Origin of the sequence: Streptomyces sp. 135 (assembly GCF_020026305.1) — a bacterium.
Lineage (GTDB): Bacteria > Actinomycetota > Actinomycetes > Streptomycetales > Streptomycetaceae > Streptomyces.
In genome coordinates, this window is sequence record NZ_CP075691.1 from 1,057,390 (window position 1) to 1,084,329 (window position 26,940).

Annotated in this window: 27 protein-coding genes and 1 pseudogene; 18 read left to right on the plus strand and 10 right to left on the minus strand. The window is 72.9% G+C overall.

The features are described 5' to 3' along the window. Positions 1 to 21: 21 nt before the first annotated feature. Positions 22 to 1,128, minus strand: coding sequence for a PLP-dependent cysteine synthase family protein (locus tag KKZ08_RS04840; RefSeq protein ID WP_223778911.1), 1,107 nt, complete (start codon positions 1,126 to 1,128; stop codon positions 22 to 24). Between the two features lie 341 nt (positions 1,129 to 1,469). Between KKZ08_RS04840 and KKZ08_RS04845 the strand changes: the two genes are divergently transcribed. The 5 genes from KKZ08_RS04845 (at position 1,470) to KKZ08_RS04865 (ending at position 4,896) form a co-directional block, all read left to right on the plus strand. Beyond that, on the plus strand, positions 1,470 to 1,799 hold the full coding sequence (locus KKZ08_RS04845) for a hypothetical protein (RefSeq protein WP_223773251.1): 330 nt from the start codon (positions 1,470 to 1,472) through the stop codon (positions 1,797 to 1,799). Between the two features lie 201 nt (positions 1,800 to 2,000). Next, the gene (locus KKZ08_RS04850) at positions 2,001 to 2,474 is read left to right on the plus strand and encodes an ATP-binding protein (RefSeq protein ID WP_223773252.1); all 474 of its coding nucleotides are present in this window, start codon (positions 2,001 to 2,003) and stop codon (positions 2,472 to 2,474) included. A gap of 261 nt (positions 2,475 to 2,735) precedes the next feature. After that, positions 2,736 to 3,326, plus strand: coding sequence for a TetR/AcrR family transcriptional regulator (locus tag KKZ08_RS04855; RefSeq protein WP_223773253.1), 591 nt, complete (start codon positions 2,736 to 2,738; stop codon positions 3,324 to 3,326). A 23-nt stretch (positions 3,327 to 3,349) separates the two neighbouring features. After that, positions 3,350 to 3,934, plus strand: coding sequence for a DUF4865 family protein (locus KKZ08_RS04860; RefSeq protein ID WP_223773254.1), 585 nt, complete (start codon positions 3,350 to 3,352; stop codon positions 3,932 to 3,934). Further along, the gene (locus tag KKZ08_RS04865) at positions 3,931 to 4,896 is read left to right on the plus strand and encodes a phosphotriesterase (RefSeq protein WP_223773255.1); all 966 of its coding nucleotides are present in this window, start codon (positions 3,931 to 3,933) and stop codon (positions 4,894 to 4,896) included. The genes KKZ08_RS04860 and KKZ08_RS04865 overlap by 4 nt, the downstream gene beginning before the upstream one ends. Positions 4,897 to 4,935: 39 nt before the next feature. Here the strand turns inward: KKZ08_RS04865 and KKZ08_RS04870 are convergent. Together KKZ08_RS04870 and KKZ08_RS04875 are read right to left on the minus strand one after the other, a co-directional pair. After that, positions 4,936 to 7,319: pseudogene (locus KKZ08_RS04870) on the minus strand (FtsX-like permease family protein). Next, the gene (locus tag KKZ08_RS04875; RefSeq protein ID WP_223773256.1) at positions 7,316 to 8,083 is read right to left on the minus strand and encodes an ABC transporter ATP-binding protein; all 768 of its coding nucleotides are present in this window, start codon (positions 8,081 to 8,083) and stop codon (positions 7,316 to 7,318) included. The pseudogene KKZ08_RS04870 and the gene KKZ08_RS04875 overlap by 4 nt, the downstream one beginning before the upstream one ends. A gap of 227 nt (positions 8,084 to 8,310) precedes the next feature. On the opposite strand from KKZ08_RS04875, the gene KKZ08_RS04880 reads away from it, so the two are divergent. The 4 genes from KKZ08_RS04880 to KKZ08_RS04895 all read left to right on the plus strand — a co-directional run bounded on the left by KKZ08_RS04880 (position 8,311) and on the right by KKZ08_RS04895 (position 12,337). Beyond that, positions 8,311 to 9,618 (plus strand): histidine kinase, encoded by a 1,308-nt coding sequence (locus KKZ08_RS04880; protein WP_223773257.1) that lies wholly within the window; start codon positions 8,311 to 8,313, stop codon positions 9,616 to 9,618. Continuing rightward, positions 9,615 to 10,298: a response regulator transcription factor gene (locus KKZ08_RS04885; protein ID WP_223773258.1), complete on the plus strand. Its 684-nt coding sequence runs from the start codon at positions 9,615 to 9,617 to the stop codon at positions 10,296 to 10,298. Before KKZ08_RS04880 ends, KKZ08_RS04885 begins: the two co-directional genes overlap by 4 nt. Positions 10,299 to 10,360: 62 nt before the next feature. Beyond that, the gene (locus tag KKZ08_RS04890) at positions 10,361 to 10,960 is read left to right on the plus strand and encodes a TetR/AcrR family transcriptional regulator (protein ID WP_223773259.1); all 600 of its coding nucleotides are present in this window, start codon (positions 10,361 to 10,363) and stop codon (positions 10,958 to 10,960) included. A 162-nt stretch (positions 10,961 to 11,122) separates the two neighbouring features. Beyond that, entirely contained in the window at positions 11,123 to 12,337 is a 1,215-nt protein-coding gene (locus tag KKZ08_RS04895) for an MFS transporter (protein ID WP_223773260.1), read from the plus strand. Here the strand turns inward: KKZ08_RS04895 and KKZ08_RS04900 are convergent. Then, the gene (locus KKZ08_RS04900; RefSeq protein WP_223773261.1) at positions 12,334 to 13,566 is read right to left on the minus strand and encodes an ROK family protein; all 1,233 of its coding nucleotides are present in this window, start codon (positions 13,564 to 13,566) and stop codon (positions 12,334 to 12,336) included. The genes KKZ08_RS04895 and KKZ08_RS04900 overlap by 4 nt on opposite strands. A gap of 111 nt (positions 13,567 to 13,677) precedes the next feature. Here KKZ08_RS04900 and KKZ08_RS04905 point away from each other — a divergent pair, with 111 nt between their 5' ends. Next, a complete protein-coding gene (locus KKZ08_RS04905; protein ID WP_223773262.1) occupies positions 13,678 to 14,985 on the plus strand; it encodes an MFS transporter in 1,308 nt (435 codons plus the stop codon). A gap of 51 nt (positions 14,986 to 15,036) precedes the next feature. Then, positions 15,037 to 15,789 (plus strand): maleylpyruvate isomerase family mycothiol-dependent enzyme, encoded by a 753-nt coding sequence (locus KKZ08_RS04910; RefSeq protein WP_223773263.1) that lies wholly within the window; start codon positions 15,037 to 15,039, stop codon positions 15,787 to 15,789. 28 nt (positions 15,790 to 15,817) lie between these two features. Here KKZ08_RS04910 and KKZ08_RS04915 read toward each other — a convergent pair whose 3' ends face one another. Continuing rightward, positions 15,818 to 16,234 (minus strand): MarR family transcriptional regulator, encoded by a 417-nt coding sequence (locus KKZ08_RS04915; RefSeq protein WP_223773264.1) that lies wholly within the window; start codon positions 16,232 to 16,234, stop codon positions 15,818 to 15,820. An 89-nt stretch (positions 16,235 to 16,323) separates the two neighbouring features. On the opposite strand from KKZ08_RS04915, the gene KKZ08_RS04920 reads away from it, so the two are divergent. Beyond that, a complete protein-coding gene (locus tag KKZ08_RS04920; RefSeq protein WP_223773265.1) occupies positions 16,324 to 17,823 on the plus strand; it encodes an MFS transporter in 1,500 nt (499 codons plus the stop codon). 76 nt (positions 17,824 to 17,899) lie between these two features. Then, positions 17,900 to 18,205 carry a DUF6332 family protein gene (locus KKZ08_RS04925; protein WP_223773266.1) on the plus strand — a complete coding sequence of 102 codons (306 nt, stop codon included), beginning with the start codon at positions 17,900 to 17,902 and terminating at the stop codon, positions 18,203 to 18,205. On the opposite strand, the gene KKZ08_RS04930 is transcribed toward KKZ08_RS04925, so the two are convergent. Both KKZ08_RS04930 and KKZ08_RS04935 read right to left on the minus strand, forming a co-directional pair. After that, positions 18,166 to 18,831: a response regulator transcription factor gene (locus tag KKZ08_RS04930; protein ID WP_223773267.1), complete on the minus strand. Its 666-nt coding sequence runs from the start codon at positions 18,829 to 18,831 to the stop codon at positions 18,166 to 18,168. The genes KKZ08_RS04925 and KKZ08_RS04930 overlap by 40 nt on opposite strands. Further along, positions 18,828 to 20,105: a sensor histidine kinase gene (locus KKZ08_RS04935; RefSeq protein WP_223773268.1), complete on the minus strand. Its 1,278-nt coding sequence runs from the start codon at positions 20,103 to 20,105 to the stop codon at positions 18,828 to 18,830. Before KKZ08_RS04935 ends, KKZ08_RS04930 begins: the two co-directional genes overlap by 4 nt. Positions 20,106 to 20,286: 181 nt before the next feature. On the opposite strand from KKZ08_RS04935, the gene KKZ08_RS04940 reads away from it, so the two are divergent. The 4 genes from KKZ08_RS04940 (at position 20,287) to KKZ08_RS04955 (ending at position 22,012) form a co-directional block, all read left to right on the plus strand. Continuing rightward, entirely contained in the window at positions 20,287 to 20,616 is a 330-nt protein-coding gene (locus KKZ08_RS04940) for a helix-turn-helix transcriptional regulator (protein WP_223773269.1), read from the plus strand. A gap of 4 nt (positions 20,617 to 20,620) precedes the next feature. Next, positions 20,621 to 21,205 (plus strand): hypothetical protein, encoded by a 585-nt coding sequence (locus tag KKZ08_RS04945; RefSeq protein WP_223773270.1) that lies wholly within the window; start codon positions 20,621 to 20,623, stop codon positions 21,203 to 21,205. After that, complete coding sequence (locus KKZ08_RS04950; RefSeq protein WP_223773271.1) at positions 21,202 to 21,723, plus strand: hypothetical protein; 522 nt, start codon at positions 21,202 to 21,204, stop codon at positions 21,721 to 21,723. The genes KKZ08_RS04945 and KKZ08_RS04950 overlap by 4 nt, the downstream gene beginning before the upstream one ends. A 91-nt stretch (positions 21,724 to 21,814) precedes the next feature. Then, positions 21,815 to 22,012, plus strand: coding sequence for a hypothetical protein (locus KKZ08_RS04955; RefSeq protein WP_223773272.1), 198 nt, complete (start codon positions 21,815 to 21,817; stop codon positions 22,010 to 22,012). A gap of 9 nt (positions 22,013 to 22,021) precedes the next feature. Here KKZ08_RS04955 and KKZ08_RS04960 read toward each other — a convergent pair whose 3' ends face one another. Next, entirely contained in the window at positions 22,022 to 22,849 is an 828-nt protein-coding gene (locus tag KKZ08_RS04960) for an EamA family transporter (protein ID WP_223773273.1), read from the minus strand. Between the two features lie 50 nt (positions 22,850 to 22,899). Then, positions 22,900 to 24,102, minus strand: coding sequence for a geranylgeranyl reductase family protein (locus KKZ08_RS04965; RefSeq protein ID WP_223773274.1), 1,203 nt, complete (start codon positions 24,100 to 24,102; stop codon positions 22,900 to 22,902). A 135-nt stretch (positions 24,103 to 24,237) separates the two neighbouring features. On the opposite strand from KKZ08_RS04965, the gene KKZ08_RS04970 reads away from it, so the two are divergent. After that, the gene (locus KKZ08_RS04970) at positions 24,238 to 25,593 is read left to right on the plus strand and encodes a dipeptidase (protein WP_223773275.1); all 1,356 of its coding nucleotides are present in this window, start codon (positions 24,238 to 24,240) and stop codon (positions 25,591 to 25,593) included. 3 nt (positions 25,594 to 25,596) lie between these two features. Here the strand turns inward: KKZ08_RS04970 and KKZ08_RS04975 are convergent, their stop codons facing one another. Then, a complete protein-coding gene (locus tag KKZ08_RS04975) occupies positions 25,597 to 26,730 on the minus strand; it encodes an NUDIX domain-containing protein (protein ID WP_223773276.1) in 1,134 nt (377 codons plus the stop codon). Positions 26,731 to 26,940: the final 210 nt, after the last annotated feature.

Sequence of the window (26,940 nt, forward strand, 5' to 3'; positions counted from 1 at the left end):
CGAGGCGGCCGCCGCCGAGGGTTACGCCGAGCGCCGGGGCCATTCGCCCGTGGCGAGCAGGGTGTTGATCGCCTCCGTGTAGGGCGCGATGTCCAGGCCCTGTTCGGCCAGCCACGCGTCGGAGTAGTACTTGTCCAGATAGCGGTCGCCCGGGTCGCAGATCAGCGTGACCACGCTGCCCGTGCGGCCCACGGCCACCATCTCGGCGACGATCTTCAGGGCGCTCCACAGGCCGGTGCCCGTGGAGCCGCCCGCCTTGCGGCCGATGGCCTGCTCCAGTGCGCGCACGGCGGCCACGGACGCCGCGTCCGGCACCTTCATCATGCGGTCGATCGCCCCGGGCACGAAGCTCGGCTCCATGCGGGGGCGGCCGATGCCCTCGATGCGCGAGCCGCAGTCGCTCGTCGCGTCCGGGTCGTTCTTCGTCCAGCCGTCGAAGAAACAGGAGTTCTCCGGGTCGGCGACGCAGATGCGGGTGTCGTGCTGCATGTAGTGGACGTAGCGCGCGATGGTCGCCGAGGTGCCGCCGGTGCCCGCGGTCGCGACGATCCACGCGGGCTCGGGGTAGCGCTCCAGCCTGAGCTGCTGGTAGATCGACTCGGCGATGTTGTTGTTGCCGCGCCAGTCGGTGGCCCGCTCCGCGTACGTGAACTGGTCCATGTAGTGGCCGCCGGTCTCGACGGCGAGGGCGGCCGACTCCGCGTACATGGTGCGCGGGTCGTCCACGAAGTGGCATCGGCCGCCGTGGAATTCGATCAGGCGGATCTTCTCGGCGCTCGTCGTGCGCGGCATCACCGCGACGAAGGGCACGCCGGTCAGTTTCGCGAAGTACGCCTCGGAGACGGCCGTGGAGCCGCTGGAGGCCTCGATGACCGGGCGTCCTGGCCTGATCCAGCCGTTGCACAGGCCGTAGAGGAAGAGGGAGCGCGCGAGGCGGTGCTTGAGGCTGCCGGTCGGGTGCGTCGACTCGTCCTTCAGGTACAGGTCGATGCCCCAGTGCTCGGGGAGCGGGAAGCGCAGCAGGTGGGTGTCGGCCGAGCGGTTGGCGTCGGCCTGGACCTTGCGGACGGCTTCTTTGAGCCAGGCGCGGTACTCGTCGTCACTGTGGTCGACGTCGAGCGTGGGCATCGGCTGGTCGGCTCGATCCTGCTGTGTGGTGCTCACCGCGGGGCTCCTTCGCGTCGTGCCGGACGCGATTCGACGCGGCCGTACCCCTCGATCTTAAACACCCCCCGCACGCTCCCCACCTGCATAAACACACCTTTGGGCATCTCAAAGGCACTGCTGGCGCAGTGGCCGGTCAAGCCCTGCGACGCAGCATGTGGGGGCGCGTGGACGCTCCGGTCCGACGTCTCCATGCGCACTGGTGCTCCACGCCCGGCGCGTGCAGACTGCACCGCACGGGGCACCTGTCCTCCCGTACGGAGCGACATCACACATCACCGAAGCGCACAAGGGGGCGGAGCGTCATGGCGGAGCCGGAGTTCACGGCCACGGGCGTGCGGATCGGGCGGCGCTTGCGCTCCCTCACCCGGGCCGGGCAGGTCCGAATCGCCGACGGCAGGCTGGAGTTGCTCACCAGTTACGGCACAGAGATCGACAGCGCCCCGGTGCAGGCGGTGCGCACGGGCAAGCCGTGGTTCGCCACCGAGGACCGGGCGCTGGCCGAGGTGAACGGCCGCCGGTACAGCCTCACCCTCGGCGAGCGTGAACCGGGCCCCGGCCAGGGCGGACCGCCGACCGTGCGCAGGTTCATCGAGGCCGTGGGCAGGGCCGCGGAACGCCGTCGGCGCGGTTGAACGGCGGGAGGCGCGGCACGACGCGCGAGTTGCACGCCCGCACCCCCTGGGTCACTCTGGTCTCACATCACTCTGGGTTTACCGGCGATGACGCTGAAGAACCAGCCCGCCGCCGGCCACGCAGCAGGCGGCAGACCACGCGGCCCCCTGCTCGATCCGAACGTCGTCTTCTTCCGGACCTCAATTCGGGGAGTCGCAGCCGTGATCAGCCAACAAAGCAGGCATTGCACGGTGGAGCTCCAGGCTCTGCCGTCGCGGATCCGCCAGGTCCGCAGAATCGTCTCTGCGCAGTTGCGCTACTGGCATCTCGATCCCTTGATAGACCAGGCCGCCCTCGGCGTGACGGAGTTGCTCAGCAACGTCCATCGGCATGCCGAGCCGGACAAGGAGTGCACCGTGGAGATCGAGCTGCTGCTCGACCGCCTCACGGTCTCCGTCCACGACCACGATCCGAGGCTTCCCGAGGTCCACGACGCCGATGCCTTCGCCACCTGCGGCCGCGGCCTCGCGATGGTCGCGGCGGTGAGCGAGAGCTGGGGCGTGCGCCCGCAGGGCGACGCCGGGAAGACGGTGTGGTTCACGCTTCCCGCGCCCTCGCCCACCGCGACCGTGCCGTCGTACCCCGTGTACGGGGCGGCCGTGAAGACTCCCGCCCGGTCGGCCGTTGTCGGCTGACCGGGCGGTGACCGTCCGCCGCGGCCCCACTCGGCGGCGACGGCCCGCGGCACATCGAGGCGCGCCGCCCGCCGAGCGGGCGCGACCCCGCCGAGGCTCCCGCGGCCGGGTCCACCGGAGCGGCTACCGCGAGCCGCGTCGGCGGCCGGAGAACACGAGAGCGCCGCCTGACGCGCCGTCGGCCAGCTTGACCAGCTTTGGCCTTGGCGAACAGGGGCCGCTCCGTCGATTTCTGTACCTACTAGTATGTACACTACCCGCATGAGCACTCCGGAGCGTCTGATCGAGTCCACTCGCGAGCTGCTGTGGGAGCGGGGCTACGTCGGCACGAGTCCCAAGGCGATCCAGCAGCACGCGGGCGCGGGGCAGGGCAGTATGTACCACCACTTCGCGGGCAAACCCGACCTCGCGCTCGCCGCGATCCGGCGTACGGCCGAGGAGATGCGGGCCACGGCGGAGGCGGTGCTCGGCGGCTCCGGATCGGCGTACGCGCGCGTGGAGGCGTATCTCCTGCGCGAACGCGACGTGTTGAAGGGCTGCCCGGTCGGGCGGCTCACGATGGACCCGGACGTGATCGCCAGCGACGAGCTGCGCGCGCCCGTCACCGAGACCCTCGACTGGCTGCGCGACCGCCTCGCCGGGATTCTCGAAGAGGGCATCGCCCGGGGCGAGTTCATGGCATCGCTCGACCCTCGGGAGGTCGCCTCGGCGATCGTCGCGACGGTGCAGGGGGGTTACGTCCTGGCCCGCTCGTCCGGCGCACCGGCCGCCTTCGACACGGCGGTGCGCGGCCTGCTCGCCCTCCTCGGCGCCTGCGCGGCCACCCCCTCCCGCGCCGACTCGGCCAACTGAGCCTGCCACCAGGGGAGTACGCGATGCATGCCATGCAGTACGAGATCACACTGCCCGCCGATTACGACATGGGCGTCATCCGCGACCGGGTCGCGTCGAAGGGCCACCTCCTCGACGCGTACGCCGGTCTCGGCTTCAAGGCCTACCTGATGCGCGAGCGCGACAGGGACAGTTCGCCCGTCAACCAATACGCGCCCTTCTATCTCTGGAACACCGCCGCGGGCATGAACTCCTTCCTCTGGGGTCCCGGGTTCCAGGGTCTCGCCCGGGGTTTCGGCCGCCCTGCCGTGCGGCACTGGCCGGTCCTCGCGTACGAGGATCAGGCCGCGCCGGGGAGCACCGCGAGGGCTGCGGTATGCCGCCGCCGGGAAATCCCCGAGGCGGCCGACCTGCCGCACCTGGCGGAGGAACTGGCCGTACCTGCGCGGAAGTTGACGGTTGAGGAAGGCGCGGTGAGCGCGTTGACCGCCGTCGACCCGCGTACCTGGGAAGCGGTGCACTTCTCGCTCTGGGAGCACGAGGCGCCCGAGGGTCTCGGCGACGTCTTCCAGGTGCTGCACCTGTCGACACCCGAGCGCGAGAAGCTGAGGAACGGACGGCAGTGGTGACCGCACACCCAGCGGAGACGGCGAGCAGCGCAGGCCCCGCGGCGCACAGGGTCCGCACCGTCCTCGGCGACATCGCCCCGGAGCGTCTCGGGGTCTGCGACGCCCACGACCACCTCTTCCTGCGCAGCCCCCAACTGCCGGGCCAGGAGCTGGACTCCGTACAGGCCGCGGCGGACGAACTGGCGGCGTTCCGCGCGGCGGGCGGGCGAAGCGTCGTGCAGTGGACGCCGCACGGCATGGGCAGGCAGGCGGGGCGGCTGCCGGAGCTGTCCGGGGCGGCGGGCGTCCACGTCGTCGCCGCGACGGGGCTGCACCAAGCCGTGCATTACGCCCCGGAGTCGCTGGAGCGGCTCCGGGCGGAGGGCCTCGCTGGAGTGTTCGTCCGTGAACTCACCGAAGGCATCGGGCACTCCGGTGTGCGGGCCGGGCTGATCAAGGTCGCGGGCGGCTTCCACGGTCTCGACGCCCACGCCCGCTGGACGATGGCCGCCGCGGCCGAGGCCCACCGTGCGACGGGCGCGCCGATCGCCGTCCACCTGGAACTGGGCACCGCGGCGCTGGACGTACTCGACCTGCTCTGCGGGGAGTCGGACGTGCCCGCGCACCGGGTGATCCTCGGCCACCTGAACCGCTCCCCCGACCTCGCCGTCCACCGCAAGGCCGCCGAGGCGGGTGCCTTCCTGGCCTTCGACGGGCCGTCCCGCGCCCATCACGCCACGGACTGGCGCATGCCGGACGCGGTGCGCTCGCTGGCCGACGCGGGCTTCGGCGACCGTCTGCTGCTCGGCGGCGACACCACCACGGCGGGCGCGCGTTCGGTGCGGGGCGGTCCCGGCATGCCCCATCTGCTGCGCGGGGTGCGTTCTCGGCTCGAACTCGCCCTGGGTGAGGGCGTGGGTGCGGAGTTGGCGGAGCGGATGCTGACGGTCAACGCGGGGCAGGCGTTCGCGGTGGAGTGGTAGGCCCGGGAACGACGCCCGGACCCACGGGCCCCCGGCCTCCTACTCGGTGCGCAGAGCCGTGGCCGTCCGGGCCCTGGCCGCCCAGCCGGCGGGCAGGAGCGCCCCCAGCGTGGCGATGACGAGGCCGCCGAACGCGAGCGGCAGCAGTTGTGCCCCGTGGTAGACGTCGAGGACGGAACCGGGGAAGCGCAGCCCCACGCTGTCGCCCATCGCGGGCAGGACCCAGCCGTGCAGGGTCACACCGAGCGGCACACCCAGGGCGCCCGCGACCAGTCCGGTCACGACGACCGAGGTGATGACCATCGTGATGGTCTGCCGGGGGGTCATGCCGAGCGCCTTGTGGACCCCGAGCTCGCGGACGCGCTCGCGGGTGTCGAGCAGCACGCCGTTCAGCACCCCGAGCCCGGCCACGGTGACGAGCATCAGCGTGAGGGTCATGGAGAGCGCGTTGAGCGTGACGACCATGTCGCCGCCGGCGTCGAGTCCGCCGACCTGAGCGGTGGCGCCCAGCGGTGCCAGCTGCTTGTTCAGCGCGTCGGCGTAGGCGGTCGCGTCGGTGCCCGACGCGACCGCGATGTGGTGGCTGGTCTCCGTCAGGTCGGGGTGCGCGGCCTTGAGGGTCGAGACATCGGTGAAGACCTGCATGCCGTCGTTGCGGGGGTCGAGTACCTCGCCGACGATCCGGACCGTGACCGGCTCGGCCAGGCCGTTCAGTGTGACGGTGTCGCCGACGCGGGTGCCGGTGGCGGTCAGGAAGGGGGTCGGGACCACGGCCTCGCCGGGCTTGTCGACCCAGCGGCCCGAGACCATCGTGTAGCCGCCCCAGGAAGCGTCACCGGTGAAGGCGATCACGTCGACGGCGCCGGTCGGACCGGACACGGTCGACCGTACGGTCGCGGCGCCGTAGTACTTGCCCGTTCCGGGGGCGGCCTTGATGGCCGCGGCGACCGCGGCGGGGTCGGCCTCGGGCCGTTCCTCGACACCGGGGCCGGGGCCGGGACCACCTTGGGGTCCGGGGCCGGGCCCTTGCGGTCCGAAGTCCGGCAGTGGCGCGGGCACGACGACATCGGCGGCGGCGTGGGCCTTGGCCTTCATCACCTGGCCGAGCGAGGCGCTCATCCCCACGGTGAACGTGACGGCGACGGCGCCGAACAGGATCGCCGCGCCCATGGCCAGCGCGCGGGTTACCGCGCGAAGGGCCGGGCGAGGCCCAGGGCGACCGGCTGCGGCAGCGGCAGCCGTCCGGCCAGGCGGGCCGCCCACCGGCCGCGCCCCGACGGGGCGGTACGTCCGACGGCGAGCGCGTCCACCGTACGCAGCCGGCCGGCCCGCCACGCGCTCGCGCACGCGGTCACCGCCACCAGGCCGAGCACCCCGGCGATCACCGCCAGGTCGACCGAGGGGGCGATGGCCAGCGACGAAGTGCCGTACACCTCCCCGGTCTCGGCCAGTACGGGGACGGCGAGCAGGTGGCCGCCGAGGACGCCGAGGACCGTGCCCGCGGCGGCCGGGATCAGCGCCTGGACCACATAGGCCCGGATGACCTGGGCCGGGGTGAAGCCGACGGCCTTGAGGACGCCGATGCGGCGTGTTGCCGTGCCGACGGCCGAGGCGACCACATTGCCGACGATGAGCACCGACATGACCAGCCCCAGGGCGCCGAACGCGATGAGGAACGGTACGTAGAGGGCGGTGTCGCGCTCGGCCGACTTCTTGACGGTCAGCCATGACTGTTCGCCGACGGCCGCTCCCGACGGCAGGGACCGCGTCACGGCCTCGCCGCCCGCGGTGATCCGATCGGCGGTGCCCGCGTCGGTGAAGCGGTAGAGCATCTGGTGGCCGCCCTTGCCGGGCGCGGTGAGCGCCGGCATCTGGGACGGCACCACCCAGGCGTCGGCGGTCCGCGTGACCGAGCGGGCCACACCGACCACGGTAAGCGTCGGAACGCCGGGCAGGTCGGGGAAGGCGACCTCCATGCCCGGGGTCGCGAGGAGGGGCGCGTCGCTGGACAGCGCGATCTCTCCGGAGCGCGTGGGCCACCGCCCGTCGAGGAGCGCCACCTCGTCCACGTCACCGCCGGGATCACCCCGGCCGACCACGGTCATCGGTCCCCCGGGGCCCGCCCCGGCCGAGCGCGGCGTGACCGTCGCCGTACGGAACGGCCCGGCCGCACCGCTCACCCCTTCGGCGTCCTTGGACTTCGACACCTGCCCGGCGCTGACCTCGGCCGCGTCGAACTGCATGGACAGATGCGCGCCGTGCTGCCGGGTGAAGGCGGCGTCGAAGGGGGCTCCGGAGACCACGAGCAGCGATCCGCCGAGGACGGAGGCGGCCACCGCCATCATCGTGGCGAGCCCGATCACCAGTGTCTGCACCCGGCGTCGTCCCACACCCGAGCGCACGACCTTGCCGAGCGCGCTCATCGGACGGTCTCCGAAGCGACGGTCGCCGATACCCCGGACTGCGATACGCCGACCTGCGAGGAGGCGGACTGCGCGGGGCTGGACTGCGACCGGACGTCTTCGACGATCCGGCCGTCGGCGATCCGGACCGTACGCTGTGTGCAGGACCGGGCCAGAGCCAGGTCGTGGGTGACCACGACGATGGTCTGGCCCTCGGCGTTGAGGCCGCGGAGCAGCCCGCTGACGTCCTGTCCCGCGGCTGTGTCGAGGGCGCCGGTCGGCTCGTCGGCCAGGAGCAGCGCCGGCCGGTTCATCAACGCCCGTGCGACCGCGACGCGTTGCCGCTCGCCGCCGGACAGCCGCCCCGGGTGGGCGCGGGCGTGCCGGCCGATGGCGAGGAGTTCCAGGAGTTCCGCCGCCCGGCGGTCCGCCTCGCGACGCGCCATGCCGGCGAGGCGCGCGGGCAGGACGACGTTGTCGATGACGGTCAGATCGTCGAGCAGGTTGAAGAACTGGAACACCATGCCGATCTTCGACCGCCGGTAGAGCGCCGACGCGGCCTCGCCCAACCGGTCCGCCCGTACCCCGTCCACGGTGACGGTCCCCGTATCGGGCCGGTCGAGGCCCGCGATGAGATTGAGCAGCGTGGACTTGCCGCTGCCGGAAGGGCCGAGGACCGCGACGGCCTCGCCGGGCCGCACGGTCAGCGACACCTCGTGCAGAGCGGGCGGGCCGCCGTCGTACCGGCGGCTCACCTCACGCATTTCGATCACCGGCATGGTCATGAAACGCTCCTCGGTCACAGGCAGTTGGCTGCGTGAACGCTAGGAGAGGGCGAGGCCCGCGCGCGTCGCCCGCCCGGCCCCCTTGCGGTACCGCGCCGGGACGATCTCCGCGCACGTCATCCCGTCCGTCATCCCTGCGATGTAGGCGGACGATGTACCAGGTGTGGCGGGAATGACCACCGGGGCGGACTCCGCGGGGCCGGGGCGGCGGCGACAATGATCCGGTGATGGACGTACGTACGACGCCGGAGCGGTTGTGGGAGGCCTTCCGCCGAGCGGTGCGCGGCGCCGACGTCGGGCTCGCGAGCGGCGCACCGCTGCGGCCCACCCGGCGCGCCTGGCAGTTCGACGCGGTGGTGGCCCTGGCACTCGGAGTCGTCACCGTGTACTACGGCATCGACAACGCCGACAACGTGGTGGTGCGCGAGATCGCCCCCGGCGTGGAGCGGGTCATTCCGCGCCCGTCAGGCCCCGGCGGCCTGGCCTTCATGGTGACCCTCGCGGCCGTCGCCTCGGGCGCTCTGGCGCTGCGGCGCCGCTTCCCGCTCGCCGTGCTGTGCGTCGTGACGGCCGCGACCCTGGCGACACCGCAGAGCGTCATGCGGCTGACGTTCTACGCGTTCGTCATCGCCGTCTACAGCGCCGCCGTGTACAGCCCGTACCGGGTGGCGACCCTGGCGGCGCTGCCGATGTCGGTCGTCCTGATCGGCACCTCGGGGAACTCGGTGACACCGATCGTCCCCAACGAGTACATCGCGCTGCTGATCCTGGTCCCGATGGCCGTGGCCGCCGTCGGCCTGCGGACCTGGAAGCTCCGGACCGACGAGGGCCGCGCCCGGCTCTCCGCCCTGCAACGCGAACAGGCCGAGGCGCTGCGCCGGGCCGTCGAGCACGAGCGGGCCAGGATCGCCCGCGAACTGCACGACGTCGTCACGCACAACGTCAGCGTGATGATCATCCAGGCGGGCGCCGCCCGCAAGATCATGAAAACGTCCCCCGAGCAGGCCGGTGAGGCGCTGCTCGCCGTCGAGGCGGGAGGGCGGGCGGCCATGACCGAACTGCGCCACGTCATGGGCCTGCTCACCATGGCCGACGAGGGGGGTGAGGGGACGGACGGCGGCGCGGGCGACACGGCGGCGGAGCTGGCCCCGCAGCCCGGCCTGGACCGGCTGGACACGCTGGTCGGCCGGGTCCGGGACGCCGGGCTGCCCGTCGGCCTGACCGTGACCGGTGCGCCCCGTCCCCTGCCGCCCGGCCTCGAACTCGCCGCCTACCGCGTGGTCCAGGAAGCCCTGACGAACACCGTGAAGCACGCGTCGGGTGCCACTGCCGCCGTGACCGTCGAGTACGGCCCGCGGCGGCTCCGGGTGGAGGTCACCGACACCGGCGGGCGGCCAGGCACGGCCACCGGGAGCGGGCGGGGCCTGATGGGCCTGCGCGAGCGCCTCGCCGTCTACGGCGGGACCCTGAACACCGGCCGGCGCCTGACCGGCGGCTTCCGCGTGGAGGCCCTGATTCCCTTGGAGACACCATGACCGAGCCGCTGCGGGTGCTCCTCGCCGACGACCAGACCCTGGTCCGCACCGGATTCCGGCTGATCCTCGGCGCCGACGGCATCGACGTCGTCGCCGAGGCGACCAACGGCGCCGAAGCGGTCGAAGCCGCCCGCCGCACCCGTCCCGACGTGGTCCTGATGGACGTGCGGATGCCCGAGATGGACGGCCTGGAGGCCACCCGCCGCATCTTCGCCGCCGCTCCCGACACACCGCGCGTCATCATCCTGACCACCTTCGACCTCGACCGGTACGTCTACGCGGCGCTGTCCGCCGGGGCCAGCGGCTTCCTCCTCAAGGACGTCACCCCCGAGCAGCTGACCGCGACGGTCCGCACGGTCCGCACCGGCGACGCCCTCCTCGCGCCCGCCATCACCCGACGTCTCGTACAGAGGTTCACCCAGCAGGGGGGCGACGTCGCCGCCCTCCACCGCGACCTCGCCTCGCTCACCCCGCGCGAACTGGAGGTCCTCGGCCTGCTGGCCCGAGGCCTGAGCAACGCCGAACTCGCCGCGCGCCTGCACCTGGCCGAGACGACCGTCAAGACGCACGTCGCCCGCATCCTCGCCAAGCTCGGGCTCCGTGACCGTGTCCAGGCCGTCATCGTCGCGTACGAGACCGGGCTGGTCAGCGCCGGTGAACACGAGGCCGCCGAACAGTAGTCGGCCGGGTGGACACGAATCCCGTATTGCACTGCACGTTCCAAAACCGGTACGGTCCTCCCATGGCCCGACCGAGGACTTTCGACGAGGAGCGGGCCCTGGACGCGGCGATGCACGCCTTCTGGGCGAACGGTTACGAGGCCACCTCGACCCAGGATCTGTGCGAAGCCACCGGCCTGGGCCGCAGCAGCATCTACAACACGTTCAGCAGCAAGCACGATCTGTTCCGGCGCGCCCTGGCCCGCTACATGGAGACCATGAACGCCTCCCAGATCGACATCCTGGAGGATGTGGAGCGCCCGGGCCTGGAGCGTGTTCGCGCGCTGCTCGCCCGGGTCGTCGAGGGCGAGTTCGAGCATCGCAAGGACGGGCACAGCATCGGCTGCCTCACCGTCAACACGACCGTCGAACTCGCCGCACGCGACCCCGAGGCGGCCGCCATGCTGGAGCGGGACCTCGCGGCGCGGCTCACCATGCTGCGCACCGCGATCCGGTCCGGCCAGCGCGACGGCGAGATCACTGCGGAGCGGGGCGCGGACACGCTGGCCCGTTACGTCAACGCCGTCATCGGCGGCATGCGGGTCGCCGCGCAGGGCGGCGCCGACCGGGCCACCCTGGAGGCCATCGCGGAGACCGCGCTCGACGCGCTGATCCCCCGCTAGCGGTTCCGACCCGGCCCCGGGCCCTCCCACCACCGCGCCGAACCGAACCGCACCACCCCGCATCACACACCTCCGGCACGCCCGGCGCCCGGAGTGTGCCCCAGCGCGCCATCATTTTGTACTGAGTCATCCAAAACAACGCCCCGACAGGAGCACACCGCCATGCCCCGTGCCGTATACGTACTGGCCCTTGGCATCTTCGCCATGGTGACCAGCGAGTTCGTGGTCGCAGGACTGATGCCGCAGATGGCCGCGGGACTGGACGCCACGATCCCCGAGATCGGTTATCTCATCACCGCCTTCGCCGCCGCGATGGCCCTGGGCGGCCCTTTCCTGACGATCGCTCTGCTGAAGGTGCGTCAGAAGAACGCGCTGCTCCTGCTGTTCGGCCTGTTCCTCGTCGGCAACGTCCTTGCCGCGCTCGCGCCCGACTACCGCACGATGCTCGTGGCCCGGGTCCTCACCGGCATCGCGTCCCAGGCCTTCTTCGGCGTCTCCATCTCCCTGGCCTCCCGGCTCACCAGGCCCGAAGTGCGCGGGCGCGCCGTCGCCGTGGCCCTCAACGGGCTGATGCTGGGCACCCTGCTCGGCCTGCCGCTCTCCACCGTCATCGGTGAACACCTGGGCTGGCGTGCCGCGTTCTGGGCCATCACCGTCCTGACCGTGCTCGCCGCCCTGGCCACGCTCGCCGGGGTGCCGAGCGCCGACGGGGAGGCGGAGGCGAGCGGCGGGCTCCGTCAGGAGCTGGGCGCCTTCCGCAACCCCCGGCTGTGGCTCACCCTCACCACCAGCACCTTCGTGATCGGCGCCACCTTCTCCGCCTTCAGCTACCTCAACCCGATCCTCACCGAGATCACGGGCTTCTCCACCAGCACCGTCCCGTTGCTGCTCATCGCGTACGGCGCCGCCACCGTCATCGGCAACACGGTCGTCGGGCGGCTCGCCGACAGCCGCACCCTGCCCGTACTCGTCGCCGGTCTCGCGCTGAACCTGGCCTTCCTCGCCGGCTTCGCGCTGCTCGCCCAACTGACCGTGCCCGCCGTGGCGTTGATGATGGGCATCGGTCTCGTCGGCGTCACCATGAACCCGGCCCTGGTCACCCGCGTCCAGCGCACCGGCAACGCGCGGCCACTGGTGAACACCGTCCACTCGTCCTTCATCACCCTCGGCATCATCATCGCCACGTCCGTGGGCGGTCCCGCCATCGACGCCTTCGGTCTGCGGGCACCGCTGTGGATCGGCGCGGGGCTCGCCGCGCTCGGCCTCCTCACGCTGATACCGGACGCGCTGCGCCGCCGGGCCGAGTCCCGAGCCGTCACGCCGGTGCCGACCGAGGCCGAGCGACAGGTCGCGCGCGACGTGCCCGAGACGGTCTAGCCGAGCGCCCCCAGGGGGTCGTCGAGCACCGGCTGCCAGGCCAGCTCGGCGGCCCCCACCAGGCTGTTGTGGTCCAGCGTGCAGGCGAGGATCGGCACGCTGCCGCTGCGGCCCCAGAGGCTGCGGTCGGCGACGACGGCACGCAGCCGCTCGGGGTCCGCCTCCAACAGGGCGCGGTGCAGCCCGCCCAGGATGATCCGGTCCGGATTGAGGATGTTGACCAGCCCCGCGAGGCCCAGACCGAGCCGGTCGATCAGCGCCTCGGCGGCGGAGCGCACGGCCGGGTCCGCGTACGCGTCCCGGAGCAGGGTGCGGGCCTGCACGAGCAGCCCCTCCGGCCCGGGCTCGCGGCCGGCCTCCGTCAGGAAGGCGAGGGGGTCCGTCTCGACGTCCAGGCAGCCGCGGCTGCCGCAGTGACAGGGGCGCCCCTCGGGGTTGACGGTGAGGTGACCGACCTCCAGGGCGAGGCCCGAACTCCCGGTGTGCAGGCGGCCGTCGAGGACGAGCGCACCGCCGACGCCGCGGTGGCCGGTCGCCACGCACAGCAGGTCCCGCGCGCCGCGGCCCGCGCCGTGGCGGTGCTCGGCGAGGGCGGCGAGGTTCACGTCGTTGCCCGCGAAGGCCGGCCCCCCGATGCCCGCGGCGCGCACGCGCTCGGTGAAGATCTCCCGGACCTGCGCGCCCGCGGGCCACGCCAGGTGCAGCGGATTGAGGGCGGTGCCCTCCGGCTCCGCCACCGCGGACGGCACCGCGAGGCCCGCCCCCACGCAGCGCCTGCCGGTCTCCCGCAGCAGCCGCGCGCCCGCGTCGACCACGGAACCGATGACCTGCGCGGGGTCGGCGTCGATGGTCTCGCAGCCCGGCGCGGTCGCGACGGTGCGCCCGCCGAGCCCGACGAGCGCGGCCCGGAACCCGTCGGCGTGCACCTGCGCCGCCAGTGCGACGGGCCCCTCCTCCGCGACGGAGAGCCGGTGCGAGGGCCTGCCCTGCGATCCCGCGGCCGCGCTCGGCTTCGCGTCGATGCGGATCAGGCCGAGCGCCTCCAGCTCGGCGGCGACGGCACCCGCCGTGGCGCGTGTGACGCCCAGCTCGGCGGTGAGCACGGCACGCGTCGGGGCGCGCCCGGTGTGGACCAGTTCGAGCGCGGGGCCCAGCGCGCCGCGCCCTCGCTCCAGGCGGGTACGCGTGGTCACTTCCCCCTCGGCACGGGGGTCAGCCTTGCCGTTCATGAGGGCGAGTCTCCCATGATCCGTACACGGCATCGCCGCTCGGACGTCATCCGCCCGTTCCTCACCACAACCGTCTTGTACGCCGCCGGTGCGCACCTCTACCCTGACTTTGTGCCGCTACTAAACAAACTAGGGTCCGCAGCGTCGCGGCCCACCGCCCCGGATCTGCGCCGCCTGCGCGCGGCGCTCACCGTCTTCTTCGCCCTCGACGGCTTCGTCTTCGCCGGCTGGGTGGTCCGCATCCCCGCCATCAAGGAGCAGACCGGCGCCTCGGCCAGTCAGCTCGGGCTCGCGCTGCTCGCCGTGTCCGCCGGCGCGGTGGTGACGATGACGCTCACCGGGCGGCTCTGCAAGCGCTACGGCAGCATCCCGGTCACCGTGGCCTGCGGCGTGCTGCTCCCGCTGAGCGTCGCGCTGCCGCCACTGACGGACTCGGTTCTCGTGCTCGCGCTCGTCCTGCTGTTCTTCGGGGCCGCGTACGGCGGTATCAGCGTGGCGATGAACAGCGCCGCCGTCGATCTGGTGAGCGCGCTGCGGCGGCCCGTGATGCCGAGCTTCCACGCGGCGTTCAGCCTGGGCGGCATGCTCGGCTCGGGGCTCGGCGGCCTGGTCGCGGGGCACCTCTCCCCCACCCCGCACCTGCTCGGCATCACCGTCGTCGGCCTCGCGATCACCGCGGCGACGGCGCCCGCGCTGCTGCGGCACGGGGCGGCGGACCGTATCCGGGCAGGCTCCCCCGAGCAGCCACGGCTACCGTCACCACCACGGCCGGAGGCGACCCACCCCACCCGCGAGAAGCACCGCACCCGCATGGACCGCCGCACCCGCGGCCTCGTCCTCGTGTTCGGGCTCATCGCGCTGTGCACCGCGTACGGCGAGGGCGCCATCGCGGACTGGGGCCCGCTGCACCTGGAGCAGGACCTGCACGCGCACCCGGGCGTCGCCGCCGCGGCATACTCGTGCTTCGCCCTCGCCATGACCGTCGGCCGCCTGACGGGCACCACCCTCCTCGAACGGCTCGGCCGCACCCGCACCGTGGTCGGCGGCGGCGCGACGGCGTGCGCCGGGATGCTGCTGGGCGCCCTGGCGCCCTCGGCGGGCCTGGCCCTCGCGGGGTTCGCCGTCACCGGCCTCGGGCTCGCCAACATCTTCCCCGTGGCGGTCGAGCGCGCGGGAGCGCTGGCCGGTCCCGGCGGGGTCGCCGCCGCGTCGACGCTCGGCTACGGCGGCATGCTCGTCGGGCCGCCGCTCATCGGCTTCATGGCGGACTGGTACTCCCTGCCCACGGCACTGACGAGCGTGGCCGTGCTGGCGGGGGTCGCGGCCTGCATCGGCTTCGCGACCCGGCGCACGGAGCGCGCGGCGCCCTCGGTCCGTACGGCACACACGGAGGGCGTGGGGCGTACGGAAACGGTCTGACATCTTCCGGAGGCTTGGGTTCGACCGTGCTCCATCCGACACACTCTCCGCATGGACATTTCCCGGCACATTCAAGTGATCAGCGCGGAAGGGCAGTTGCTGGCCCGGGCCGCCGAACGAGCGGGGCCCGACGCCAAGGTGCCCACCTGCCCGGACTGGGAGGTGCGGGACCTGCTGCGGCACACCGGGATGGTGCACCGCTGGGCGGCGGCGTTCGTCGCCGAGCGGCGCACCGAGTTCCGGCTCGGCGGGGAGCTGCCGGAACTGGACGGCGCGGCGCTCCTCGACTGGTTCCGCGAAGGCCACGCCGCGCTGGTCGACACGCTCACCACCGCGCCGCCCGACGTCGATTGCTGGAGCTTCCTGCCGGCCTCGTCACCGCTGGCCTTCTGGGCTCGGCGGCAGGCGCACGAGACCACCGTCCACCGGGTCGACGCCGAGTCCGCGCGCGGGGGCGCGCCCTCGCCGGTGGCCGTCGAGTTCGCCGTGGACGGGGTGGAGGAGTTGCTGCTCGGCCTCCACGCGCGCGAGAAGAGCCAGGTGCGCAGCGACGTTCCGCGGGTGCTGCGGGTGCGAGCCACCGACGCGGCCGCCGCGGCCGACGACCAGGTCTGGACGGTACGGCTGTCCGAGGGGCCGCCCGTCACGGAGCGCGGCGCCACGGCTCCCGCCGACTGCGAGATATCCGGCCCCGCGGCGGAGCTCTACCTGTCGCTGTGGAACCGGTTGCCGTTCCCCGAGGTGACCGGCGACCGTTCACTGGCGGCGCTGTGGCGGGAGAGGTCCGCCATCGTCATGCGCTGACCTGCCGCGCGGCGGGCCCGGAAACGGACTAGGGGCCGGAGGTTCCGCAGTCGGAGCCGGCGAGCATCCGTTTGAGCACCGCCCGCTGCAGCGGCCGCACCTCGCGGTGCAGTGCGCGTCCCTTGTCGGTCAGGGAGACGCGCACGCCGCGCCGGTCCTCACTGCACATGCCGCGCTCGACGAGGCCGTCCTTCTCCAGGCGCCCGATGAGACGCGAGAGCGCGCTCTGGCTCAGGTGGACCTGGGAGGAGATCTCCTGGACGCGGAACGTACAGCCGCCGTCGTCCGACGACCCCTCGGCCAGGACGTCGAGGACCTCGAAGTCGCTCGCCCCCAGGCCGTGCGGATGCAGCTCGCGGTCGAGTTCGCACAGTGTGCGCGCATGCACCGCGAGGATGTCCCGCCATTGATCCACGAGCCCCTGCTCGGCCGTTTTCGCCGCCATGACATGCGACGGTAGCAGAAAGGCCCCCGTTTGTTGCATCGTAATTAAATGCGCTTGCACACAATGCATACGCATGCACCTTCGTCCGCATGACTTCTCCGCTCACGGCAGTCTCCGCGTCCCCGGAGCGCTGGACCCCCCGCCTGTGGGGCACCCTGCTGGTGCTCTGCGCCGCGATGTTCCTCGACGCGCTCGACGTATCGATGGTCGGCGTCGCCCTGCCCTCCATCGGCTCCGAACTGAACCTCACCACCTCGACCCTCCAGTGGGTCGTCAGCGGCTACATCCTCGGCTACGGCGGGCTGCTGCTCCTCGGCGGCCGCGCCGCCGACCTGCTCGGCCGCCGCCGCGTCTTCCTCATCGCGCTCGCCGTCTTCGCGCTCGCCTCGCTGCTCGGCGGCTTCGTCGACTCCGGGCCGCTGCTCATCGCCAGCCGTTTCATCAAGGGGCTGAGCGCCGCCTTCACCGCCCCCGCCGGTCTGTCCATCATCACCACCACGTTCGCCGAGGGCCCGGTCCGCAACCGCGCGCTCACCATCTACACCACCTGCGCCGCCACCGGCTTCTCCATGGGCCTCGTCCTGTCCGGTCTGCTCACCGAGGCCAGCTGGCGCCTGACCATGCTGCTGCCCGCGCCCATCGCGCTGCTCGCGCTGATCGCCGGCATCAAGCTGATCCCGCGCAGCGCCCGCGAGCAGAACAAGGGCGGATACGACGTGCCGGGCGCCGTCACCGGCACGGCCGCCATGCTGCTGCTCGTCTTCACCGTCGTGGAGGCCCCCGAGGCCGGCTGGGCGTCGGCCCGCACGCTCCTGTCGTTCCTCGCCGCCGCCGTCCTGCTCGCCGTCTTCGTCCGCATCGAACTGCGCTCCGCGAGCCCGCTGGTCCGGCTCGGCGTCCTGCGCTCGGGACCCCAGCTGCGGGCACAGCTCGGCGCGATGACGTTCTTCGGCGGCTATGTGTCCTTCCAGTTCCTCGCCACGCAGTACTTCCAGTCGCTGCTCGGCTGGTCCGCGCTGGAGACCGCGCTCGCCTTCCTGCCCGCGGGCGCCCTGGTCGCCCTGTCCTCGACGAAGGTCGGCTCGGTGATCGACCGGTTCGGCACGCCGCGCGTGATCGTGGCCGGCTTCGTCCTGCTCGTCGCCTCGTACGTGCTGTTCCTGCGGATCAGCCTCACTCCCGCGTACGCCGCCGTGGTGCTGCCGTCCATGATCCTGCTGGGCTTCGCCTGCGCCCTGGTCTTCCCCTCGCTCAACATCCAGGCCACCAACGGCGTGGACGACGACGAGCAGGGCATGGTCTCCGGGCTCCTCAACACCTCGATCCAGGTGGGCGGCGCGATCTTCCTCGCGGTCGTCACGGCCGTGGTCACCGCGTCGTCCCACGCCGGGGACTCCTCGCCGCAGGCCGTCCTCGACAGCTTCCGGCCGGGCCTGATCGTGGTGACCCTCATCGCCGTCGCCGGGCTCGCCATCTCCGCCACCGGGCTGCGCACACGGCGTACGAAGGAGAGCGCCGCGGGACGTGTCGTCGCGAAGTCGGTGCCGGTCCCCGACGCCGACCGGGAGCGGGTGGCCGTCCACGACTGACGTCCGTGGAGACGTGAGCCGGGTGCCCGGCGGCGGTCCCTTGCCCGCCGGGCCCCCGGCTGTGACACTTCCCGGCATGACGAACACGGGGTATACGGGGCGCCGGACGGCCGCCGAGCGGGACGCGATCACGATCGAGATCGGTTACGCGCTCGTCAGTGGGGCGGTCGTGGCCATCGCGTTGTTCTGCGTGGTGACCATCGGTCCCCTGCTGGCGTTCGATCCGCCGCGCGCCGTCGCGAGCGCGCTCATCGTGGCCGGGCCCGTGCTCGCCGTCGTGGTGTTCGTGGTGCGGGTGGCCACCGTGCTGTGGCGGTTCCACGACCGCGCGCGGGCGGCGGCTCAGCCCAGCCAGCCGGGACGGACCAGGCCCGACTCGTAGGCGAGGACGACCAGTTGGGCGCGGTCGCGGGCGCCCAGTTTCACCATCGTCCGGCTCACGTGCGTCTTGGCGGTGAGCGGGCTGACGACCAGGCGGCGGGCGATCTCCTCGTTCGAGAGGCCGATGCCGACCAGCGCCATCACCTCCCGCTCCCGCTCGGTGAGTCCGCTCAGGGCGTCGGCGGCGGCCGGCTCCTTCGAGCGGGCCGCGAACTCGGCGATGAGCCGACGGGTCACACCGGGCGAGAGCAGCGCGTCGCCCTCGACCACCGCCCGCACCGCGCGCAGCAGTTCGTCCGGCTCGGTGTCCTTGACGAGGAAACCGGAGGCTCCGGAGCGGATCGCCTCGAAGACGTACTCGTCCAGTTCGAAGGTGGTGAGCATCACCACCTTCACGCCGTCCAGGCCCGGCTCGCCGGTGATCCGGCGCGTCGCGGCGAGCCCGTCGAGCAGCGGCATGCGGATGTCCATCAGGACGACGTCCGGGCGCAGTTGACGCACCGCCCGCACCGCTTGCTCACCGTCCGCGGCCTCCCCGACGACCCCGATGTCCGGCTGGGCGTCGAGGAGCGCCTTGAAGCCCGCCCTGACCAAGGACTGGTCGTCGGCGAGCAGTACGCGGATCACTGGTCCTCCCGGGGTGCCGTGCGGGCCTCGCGGTCCCTGTCCGCCGCCAGGGGCAGTACGGCGCTCACGCGGAAGCCGCCGCCCGGGCGCGGGCCCGCCTCGATCGTGCCACCGAGGGCCGCGGCGCGCTCCCGCATCCCGGCGAGGCCGTTGCCGCTGCCGCCCGCGTCGGCCCCGGTGGCGGGCCCGTCGTCGTCGACGCGCAGGGTGAGCGCCGTCTTCTCGTGGCGCACCCGCACGCGCGCGTGGCGTGAACCGGAGTGGCGTACGACGTTCGTCAGCGCCTCCTGGACGATGCGGAACGCGGCGAGGTCGGCGCCCGGTGGCAGCTTCGCGCGGGTGCCCTCGGTGGTGACGTCGACGGTCAGGCCCGCGCTCCTCGCCTGCTCGACGAGTTCCGGCAGCCGGTCGAGACCCGGCGCGGGGGCGCGGGGCGCCTCACCGGGGGCGCGCAGCGTGTCCAGGACCTGGCGCACCTCCCCCAGCGCCTCCTTGCTGGCGGCCTTGATGGTGGTCAGGGCGGTGCGGGCCTGCTCGGGGTCGGAGTCGAGCAGGGCGAGGCCCATGCCGGCCTGGACGTTGATGACGGAGATGCTGTGCGCGAGGACGTCGTGCAGTTCGCGGGCCATCCGCAGTCGCTCCCTGTCTGCGCGCCGCCGGGCCGCCTGCGCCCGCTCGGTACGCTCCTTGACCCACTGTTCCCGGCGTACGCGGCCGAGTTCGGACACGGCGACGATCGCCACGACCCAGGCGGCGACCACGATCTCCTCGCTCCAGGCACGGGCCCCGTCGCCGCCCGGCGGCAGCCACTGGTAGAGCCAGTGCGCGAGCAGCAGATGCCCGGCCCAGAGCGCGCCGACGGCTCCCCACGCCGCGCGCCGGTGCCCCGCGACGACCGCGGCGAAGCAGGCCACGGCGACGGTGAGCAGGACCGGGCCGTACGGATATCCGGCACCGAGGTAGAGCAGCGTGAGCCCGACGGTGGCGTACGCGACGGGCACGGGGTGGCGGTGGCGCGCCAGGAGCACCGCCGTGGCCAGGAACAGCAGCACCCGGGCGGTGGGCGTGAGGCTCTCGCGGCCGGGCTGGCCGTCCCCGGCGAAGCCGGAGCCGATCTGCACGAACACGGTGAGCGCGAGCGTCGTCAGCCAGGGCAGCCGCCGCGCGCCGTCCTGCGTACCGGAACTCCACCAGGGCGGGCCGTACCGCCACATCGGCGCTCCGCCCCACGCCGGGGGCGGCCCGCCCGGCTCGCGTCCGCGCTGCTCGTCCATGAGCGTCACGCTAGACGGCGGGCGGTGCGGCGGGCGTCCGCCGGGCGTGGTGATCGGGCGTACTGCCGGGGGAGTACGCGGCCCCGCCGCTACTCTTCCGTCTCCCGTTCCGAGGCCTCCTGCGACCTTGCCGTGCAGGTGACGCCCATACTAGAGTTTAGGTATGGCTAAAACGCCGCGCATGACACTCCAGACCCAGCTGGTGCTGCGGACCTTGCTGGAGACCCCGGCCCGGGCCCGCTACGGCCTCGAACTCTCCGAGGCGGCGGGCCTGCCGACCGGAACGATCCACCCGATCCTCGCCCGTCTGGAGAACGCGGGCTGGCTGGAGTCGTTCTGGGAGGACACCGGCGAGATCGAGAAGACCGACCCGCCGCGCCCGCGCCGTCGTTACTACCGCTTCACGCGGAGCGGCACCGAATCCGCCCGCCTCGCCCTCGCCCAGGCCTACAACGGCGGGGCGACCTCCGCCCGCCTGCGCCCGGCCGCCGACGGTCCTGGAGGGGTGTAGCCGCATGGGAGGAGACTTCGACGGCGACTTCCTCGTGGAGCCCGGTCCGGGCCATGAGGGCATCGACTCCGCCGGCGAGACGGCGGACGGCCAGGCCGACATCACGGTCCGACGCCTCCGATTCCTCGGGAGCATGGATCAAGAGCCCCCTTCAGGTGCCCTTCTGGCCTGTGTCAATGGGCACATCACGCCAGCGGGCGACTGGTGCGAGGTCTGCGGGCACCCGGTGCCCGGCACCCCGCTCCCCGAACCGGTGCGGACGGAGGCGGCCGAGGACGACATCCGGGTCGCCGAGGACGAAGCCGACCCGAGTGCCGACAGCGCTGTCACGGCCCTGTCGACCGTGGCCGCGGCCTTGCCGTCGGTCCTGGCCCGGCCCCCCAGGCCCAGCAAGTGCGTCAACCTCGCCGCCCGGCTCCTGCCCGGCCGGGACCGCGAACGGTGGGTCGAGGAGTGGCAGGCCGAGTGGTTCGACCTCGCCTCCCGCTCCCCACGCGTTCGCGCCGTGTTCGTGGCGCGCGTCATCCTGCACAGCGGGCCCCGACTCGCCTGGCTGCTGCGCGTCCGACGCCCCAAGGAGACGGCGTGACCGGCCCCTTACCCGTACGCGACAAGCCGCACTTCACGCGGGAACGCGCCGACGCCCTGGCGGCGCACAACGTGGCACTGGCCGCGGCGCATCGGTTCCTCGGGTCCCCGGCGATGGAGGAGTGGGTGCGGACAGCCCTCACCGGGCTCACGGGAGCACCCACGTACGTGAGCCGGAGTCGCTCCGTACTGACGCTCGATGACGACGAACTGCGCGGGCTGCTGCGCTCCGTCCGGGAACAGCGCCGCCGGGGCGACCGAAGCCGTCCGGTCGGGCGGCACCCGGCGGCGGCCGCGCCGGACAGGGCCTCGTCGAGCCCCCGGCTCATCTCGTTGGCGGCCGCGCTGTTGCCCGGGGCCCAGCGTGACCGGTGGACCGAGGAGTGGACCGCCGAGTGGGCCGACCTGTCCGAACGCCCGGCGCACACGCGGTGGCCGTACCTGTGCCGGCTCCTCCTCCACGGCGCGCCCAGGCTCGCTTGGAGCGCCCGCCGCGTCGCCCGCCGGCGACCGGTGTGAGCCGACCCGGTCCCGCCCCCGTATCCCTCGTGTCCCTCATATCCCTCATATCCCTCGTATCCACAGGAAGCACCCGACAGGAGACCACCTGATGTCATTCCAGGACGGCGGGGCCACCATCCGCCTGCGCTACCTGCCCGGCACCGGTTTCGCTCTCGCCGGCGCTGTGACGGCAGGCATCACCTGGGAGTACGTCCCGCAGGCCGGCACCTGGCCGCTCGCCGTGATCGCCGCGGTGGCCATGATGTGCGACGCGGCCATCATCGCCACGCGCGGCCGGCGCGGTTGACGGCGGCGCTCAACCCAGGCTGAGCAGGACGACGGCCGCGGCCGCGCCCACCAGGCCGGTGGCCTGCGCCCGGGTGACCTTCTCGCCGAGGACCGCGAGGCCGAGGACCGTCGGGACCGCCGGGTAGAGGGAGGCGAGGACGACGGCGACGGCCAGCATCTGCTGCTGGGTGGCCCAGAAGTAGAGGATGAGGGCGAGGGCCGCTCCCCCGCCGATCAGCACCGCCGCGCCCCCCAGCCGGGCGGGCTGCCGGAACTCGGCGGCGCTTCGCACGGCGCTCGGCAGCAGCAGGAGCACCGCTGCCAGCCGCCCGGCGGCCACGGGCCACACCCCGCTCGCCGGATCCGCCTGGGCGAGCCCGATGTACTGCACCGCCACTCCCGCGCTGGCGATCAGCCCGTCCACCGGCAGCCGCCGGGCCGTGCTGCCGTCGCCGGGAGCGCCGCCGGCGGCGGAGACGAGCCAGAGCGCGGGCACGGTCACGCCGATGCCGAGCCAGGACAGCGGAGTCGGCCGGTCGCCGAGGAACAGCACGCCGCACAGCACGGACAGCGCCACCCCGGTCACGGCGCTCACCGGGATCACGACGCTCATGGCGCCACGGCTGAGGCCACGGTTGAGAAAGTGCATGGCGACGGCGCTGCCGACCCCGGAGAGCGCACCCCAGGCCACATCCGCGGAGCCGACCGACTCCGCGGGCACCAGCAGCGCGACCGCCAGCGCGAGGAGCAGGCCACCGGCCTGCCCGAGGAAGGTGACCACGGTGAAGTGGATCCGGCGGGAGAGCAGCCCGGCGGCGAAGTCGTCCGGAGCCGACCGCCGGCTGCGTGACCACATGACTACGTGACCACGTAGCTACGTGGCTACGTGGTCACGTGTGTACGCGACTAACGGTCTATCGCACTGAGCGCGCGGCCCGCCAGCGGATGCGTCCGCACCAGTTCTCCGAGCGTCGTCGAACCGCGCGTGATCTTCGCGAAGGCGTTCCACGCGGGGCGGAAGCCCGTGATCGCCGCGTGGAACATGCCGGGACGGCGCTCGAAGACCTGGAGCATGCGGCGCCCCACGCTCATCTCGACACCGAGGCCCGCCTTGATCGCGAAGGCGTAGTTCAGTGCCTGGCGGCGGGCGTCCACCGCGTCGTGCGCCTCCGCGATCCGCACCGCCCACTCGCCCGCGAGCCGCCCGGAGCGCAGCGCGAACGAGATGCCCTCGCGGGTCCACGGCTCCAGGAGTCCCGCCGCGTCACCGCAGACCAGGACCCGGCCTCGCGAGAGCGGTGAGTCGTCGCTGCGGCAGCGCGTCAGATGTCCGGAGGAGATGCTGGGCTCGAAGCCGGCGAGGCCTAGCCGGGCGATGAAGTCCTCCAAGTACCGCTTGGTGGCGGCGCCTTCGCCGCGCGCGGAGATCACGCCGACGGTGAGGGTGTCGCCCTTGGGGAAGACCCAGCCGTAACTGCCCGGCATCGGGCCCCAGTCGATGAGGACCCGCCCCGCCCAGTCCTCCGCGACGGTCGCGGGCACCGGGATCTCCGCCTCCAGGCCGAGGTCGACCTGGTCGAGCTTGACCCCGACGTGCGCTCCTATCCGGCTCGCGCTGCCGTCGGCGCCGACCACGGCGCGGGTGAGGACGGTCTCGCCGCCCTGGAGCACGACGGCGACGGTCCGCCGGTCGGGCACCTCGGGGCCGTGCTGCTCCACGCGCGCGACGGTGACGCCGGTGCGCAGCTCGGCGCCCGCCTTCTGCGCGTGCTCGACGAGCTGCTGGTCGAACTCCGCGCGGTTGATGAGCCCGAAGAGCATCTGCCGGGAGCGGCGGGTGCGGGTGAACTTCCCGTCCAGGGAGAACGTCACCGCGTGCACCCGGTCCCGCAACGGCAGCTCGAAGCCGGGCGGCAGGGAATCACGGGAGGGGCCGATGATGCCGCCGCCACACGTCTTGTAACGCGGCAGTTCGGCTTTCTCCAGGAGCAGCACGCTGCGTCCCGCGACGGCTGCCGCATAGGCCGCCGAGGCCCCCGCGGGGCCGGCTCCGACCACGACGACGTCCCACACGTGCCGGGCGTCGTCCGCTGAGTTCTCGCTGCTCACGTTGGTCTACCGCTCCTGATCCCGCTGTTGGCCGCGCTTTCCCCAGGCATCCTACGGCGGAGCTCCCGGGGGCCCTCCTGTGGGAGGATCACATGCACCCGCACCTATAACGTCGCACCCACGAGGAGCGTGCCCATGTCGCCGCATCCGATCGCCGAGACCGTCGCCTCGCTCATGCCGAGGGCGAAGGCGGAGCTCACCGAACTGGTGGCCTTCAAGTCGGTGGCGGACTTCGCGCAGTTCCCGAAGAGCGAGAGCGAGGCCGCCGCGAACTGGGTGGCGAACGCGCTGCGCGCCGAGGGCTTCCAGGACGTCGCGCTGCTCGACACCCCGGACGGCACCCAGTCCGTGTACGGCTTCCTGCCGGGCCCCGAGGGCGCGCCGACCGTCCTGCTGTACGCGCACTACGACGTGCAGCCGCCGCTCGACGAGGCCGCGTGGGCGACCCCGCCGTTCGAGCTGACCGAGCGCGACGGCCGCTGGTACGGCCGGGGCAGCGCCGACTGCAAGGGCGGCGTCATCATGCATCTGCTCGCGCTGCGCGCCCTGAAGGCGAACGGCGGCGTCCCGGTGAGCGTCAAGGTGATCGCGGAGGGCTCGGAGGAGCAGGGCACGGGCGGCCTCGAGCGGTACGCGGAGGACCACCCCGACCTGCTCACGGCCGACACGATCGTCATCGGTGACGCGGGCAACTTCCGGGTCGGCCTGCCGACGGTGACGTCGACGCTGCGCGGCATGACCCTCGTACGCGTCAGTGTCGACACCCTTGAGGGGAACCTGCACTCGGGGCAGTTCGGCGGCGCGGCCCCGGACGCGCTCGCGGCGCTGGTGCGCGTGCTCGACTCGCTGCGGGCCGAGGACGGCTCGACGAAGGTCGACGGGCTCACGGGCGACGCCGTCTGGGACGGGCTTCAGTACGAAGAGGACGCCTTCCGCAAGGACGCCAAGGTCCTCGACGGTGTTCAGCTGATCGGTAAGGGCACGGTCGCCGACCGGATCTGGGCGCGCCCCGCCGTCACCGTGCTCGGCATCGACTGCCCGCCGGTGGTCGGCGCGACGCCGTCCGTGCAGGCGAGCGCGCGGGCGCTGATCAGCCTGCGGGTGCCGCCGGGCGTGGACGCCGCCGAGGCGACGAAGCTGCTCCAGGCCCACCTGGAGGCGCACACGCCGTGGGGCGCGCGGGTGCACACGGAGCAGATCGGCCAGGGCCAGCCGTTCCGCGCGGACACCACGAGCCCTGCGTACGCGGCGATGGCCGAGGCGATGGGCGAGGCCTACCCCGGCCAGGAGATGCAGTACGCGGGCCAGGGCGGCTCGATCCCGCTCTGCAACACCCTCGCGGCGCTCTACCCGCGCGCGGAGATCCTGCTGATCGGTCTGAGCGAGCCCGAGGCGCAGATCCACGCCGTGAACGAGAGCGTGTCGCCCGAGGAACTGGAGCGCCTCTCGGTCGCCGAGGCGCTGTTCCTTCAGAAGTACGCCGCGCGCTGACGGCTACCCCCCGGACGGTGTGCCGTCCAGGGGGACGCCCGCCTCCAGGTAGAGCGCCGCGCCGCGCTCGCGTGCGCGCAGCGCCCAGCGGAGCCGTTCGTAGCGCACCGAGGGCAGCAGGCCGGCGGCTTCCTGTTCGGTGACGAAGCGCCAGTCGCGCAGTTCGGGGCCGGGCAGCAGCATCCGCTCGGCCTCGGCGCCGTCGAGCCGCCCGCCGTCGAAGAGGAACCGCATCCCTCCGTAGCCGGGCGGTTTCGGCGGCTCCCAGTCGGCGACCAGCAGGCGGAGTTCGTCGGAGAGCTGGATGCCGGTCTCCTCGGCGACCTCGCGTACGCCCGCGCGAGCGGGGGCCTCGCCGGGTTCGACGACGCCGCCGGGGAACTCCCAGCCGGCCTTGTAGGTGGGGTCGACGAGCAGTACCCGGTCCTGTTCGTCGAAGAGCAGCACCCCCGCGGCGAGGGTCTCCGCGGTGGGCTCCGGTGTCTGCACGATGTCGCAGGCCGGGGCGGATCCGGTGCGCACGGCGTCGGCGAGGAGCACAGCGGTCTCGCGGGGGCTCAGGGCGCTGGTGTCGACGCGGTGGGCGTCGGCGCCGAGCCAGCCGGCCAGGGCCGCGCGGTAGGGCTCGATGTGGTCGAACGACCACCGGCGTACGCGCCGGTCGCCGTCGCGCGGGTCACCGGCGCGCAAATCGCCCTCGGGCAGGTCGCCGCCTGGCAGATCGGCGTCCGGCAGATCGGCGTCCGGCAGGTCCGGCGGCATCTCGCGGCCGGATATTCGCTCCCGCAGGATCGTTTCGTCGGGAGTGAGCACGATGTGCCGCACGGGGATCCTGCGCGCGGCGAGGCCGCCGAAGATCTCGTCGCGGTACTCCTGACGCAGCAGTGTCATCGGCACCACGAGAACGCCGCCGACCTCGGCGAGCAGCGCGGCCGCCGTGTCGACGACGAGGCGGCGCCAGATCGGCAGGTCCTGGTAGTCGCTGACCTCGGCGAGACGCTTGGGCGGCAGCAGGTGGGGCAGCGCGCCGCCGATGACCTCGGGGTCGAAGAACGTGCTGTTCGGGATCAGCTCGATCAGTTCCCGTGCGGCGCTGGTCTTGCCCGCACCGAACGCGCCGTTGATCCAGACGATCACGGTTTCCCCCTCTTCCGTCGGCCCCCTGTGGCTTGCCCGCAACACCCTGCCATGGAAACCAGGCGCTGATGGATGAGCGGTTTGCGCCACATACACCATGTCAAGCGGCCCGCTTTGTTTTCACCTGATTGCATGGCGCTGCTTTTTATGAATCGTTCCCGCACCCCGGAGCGGCCTCGCCCCGGCTAGCGTGGCCCGCCAGGAGCCCCA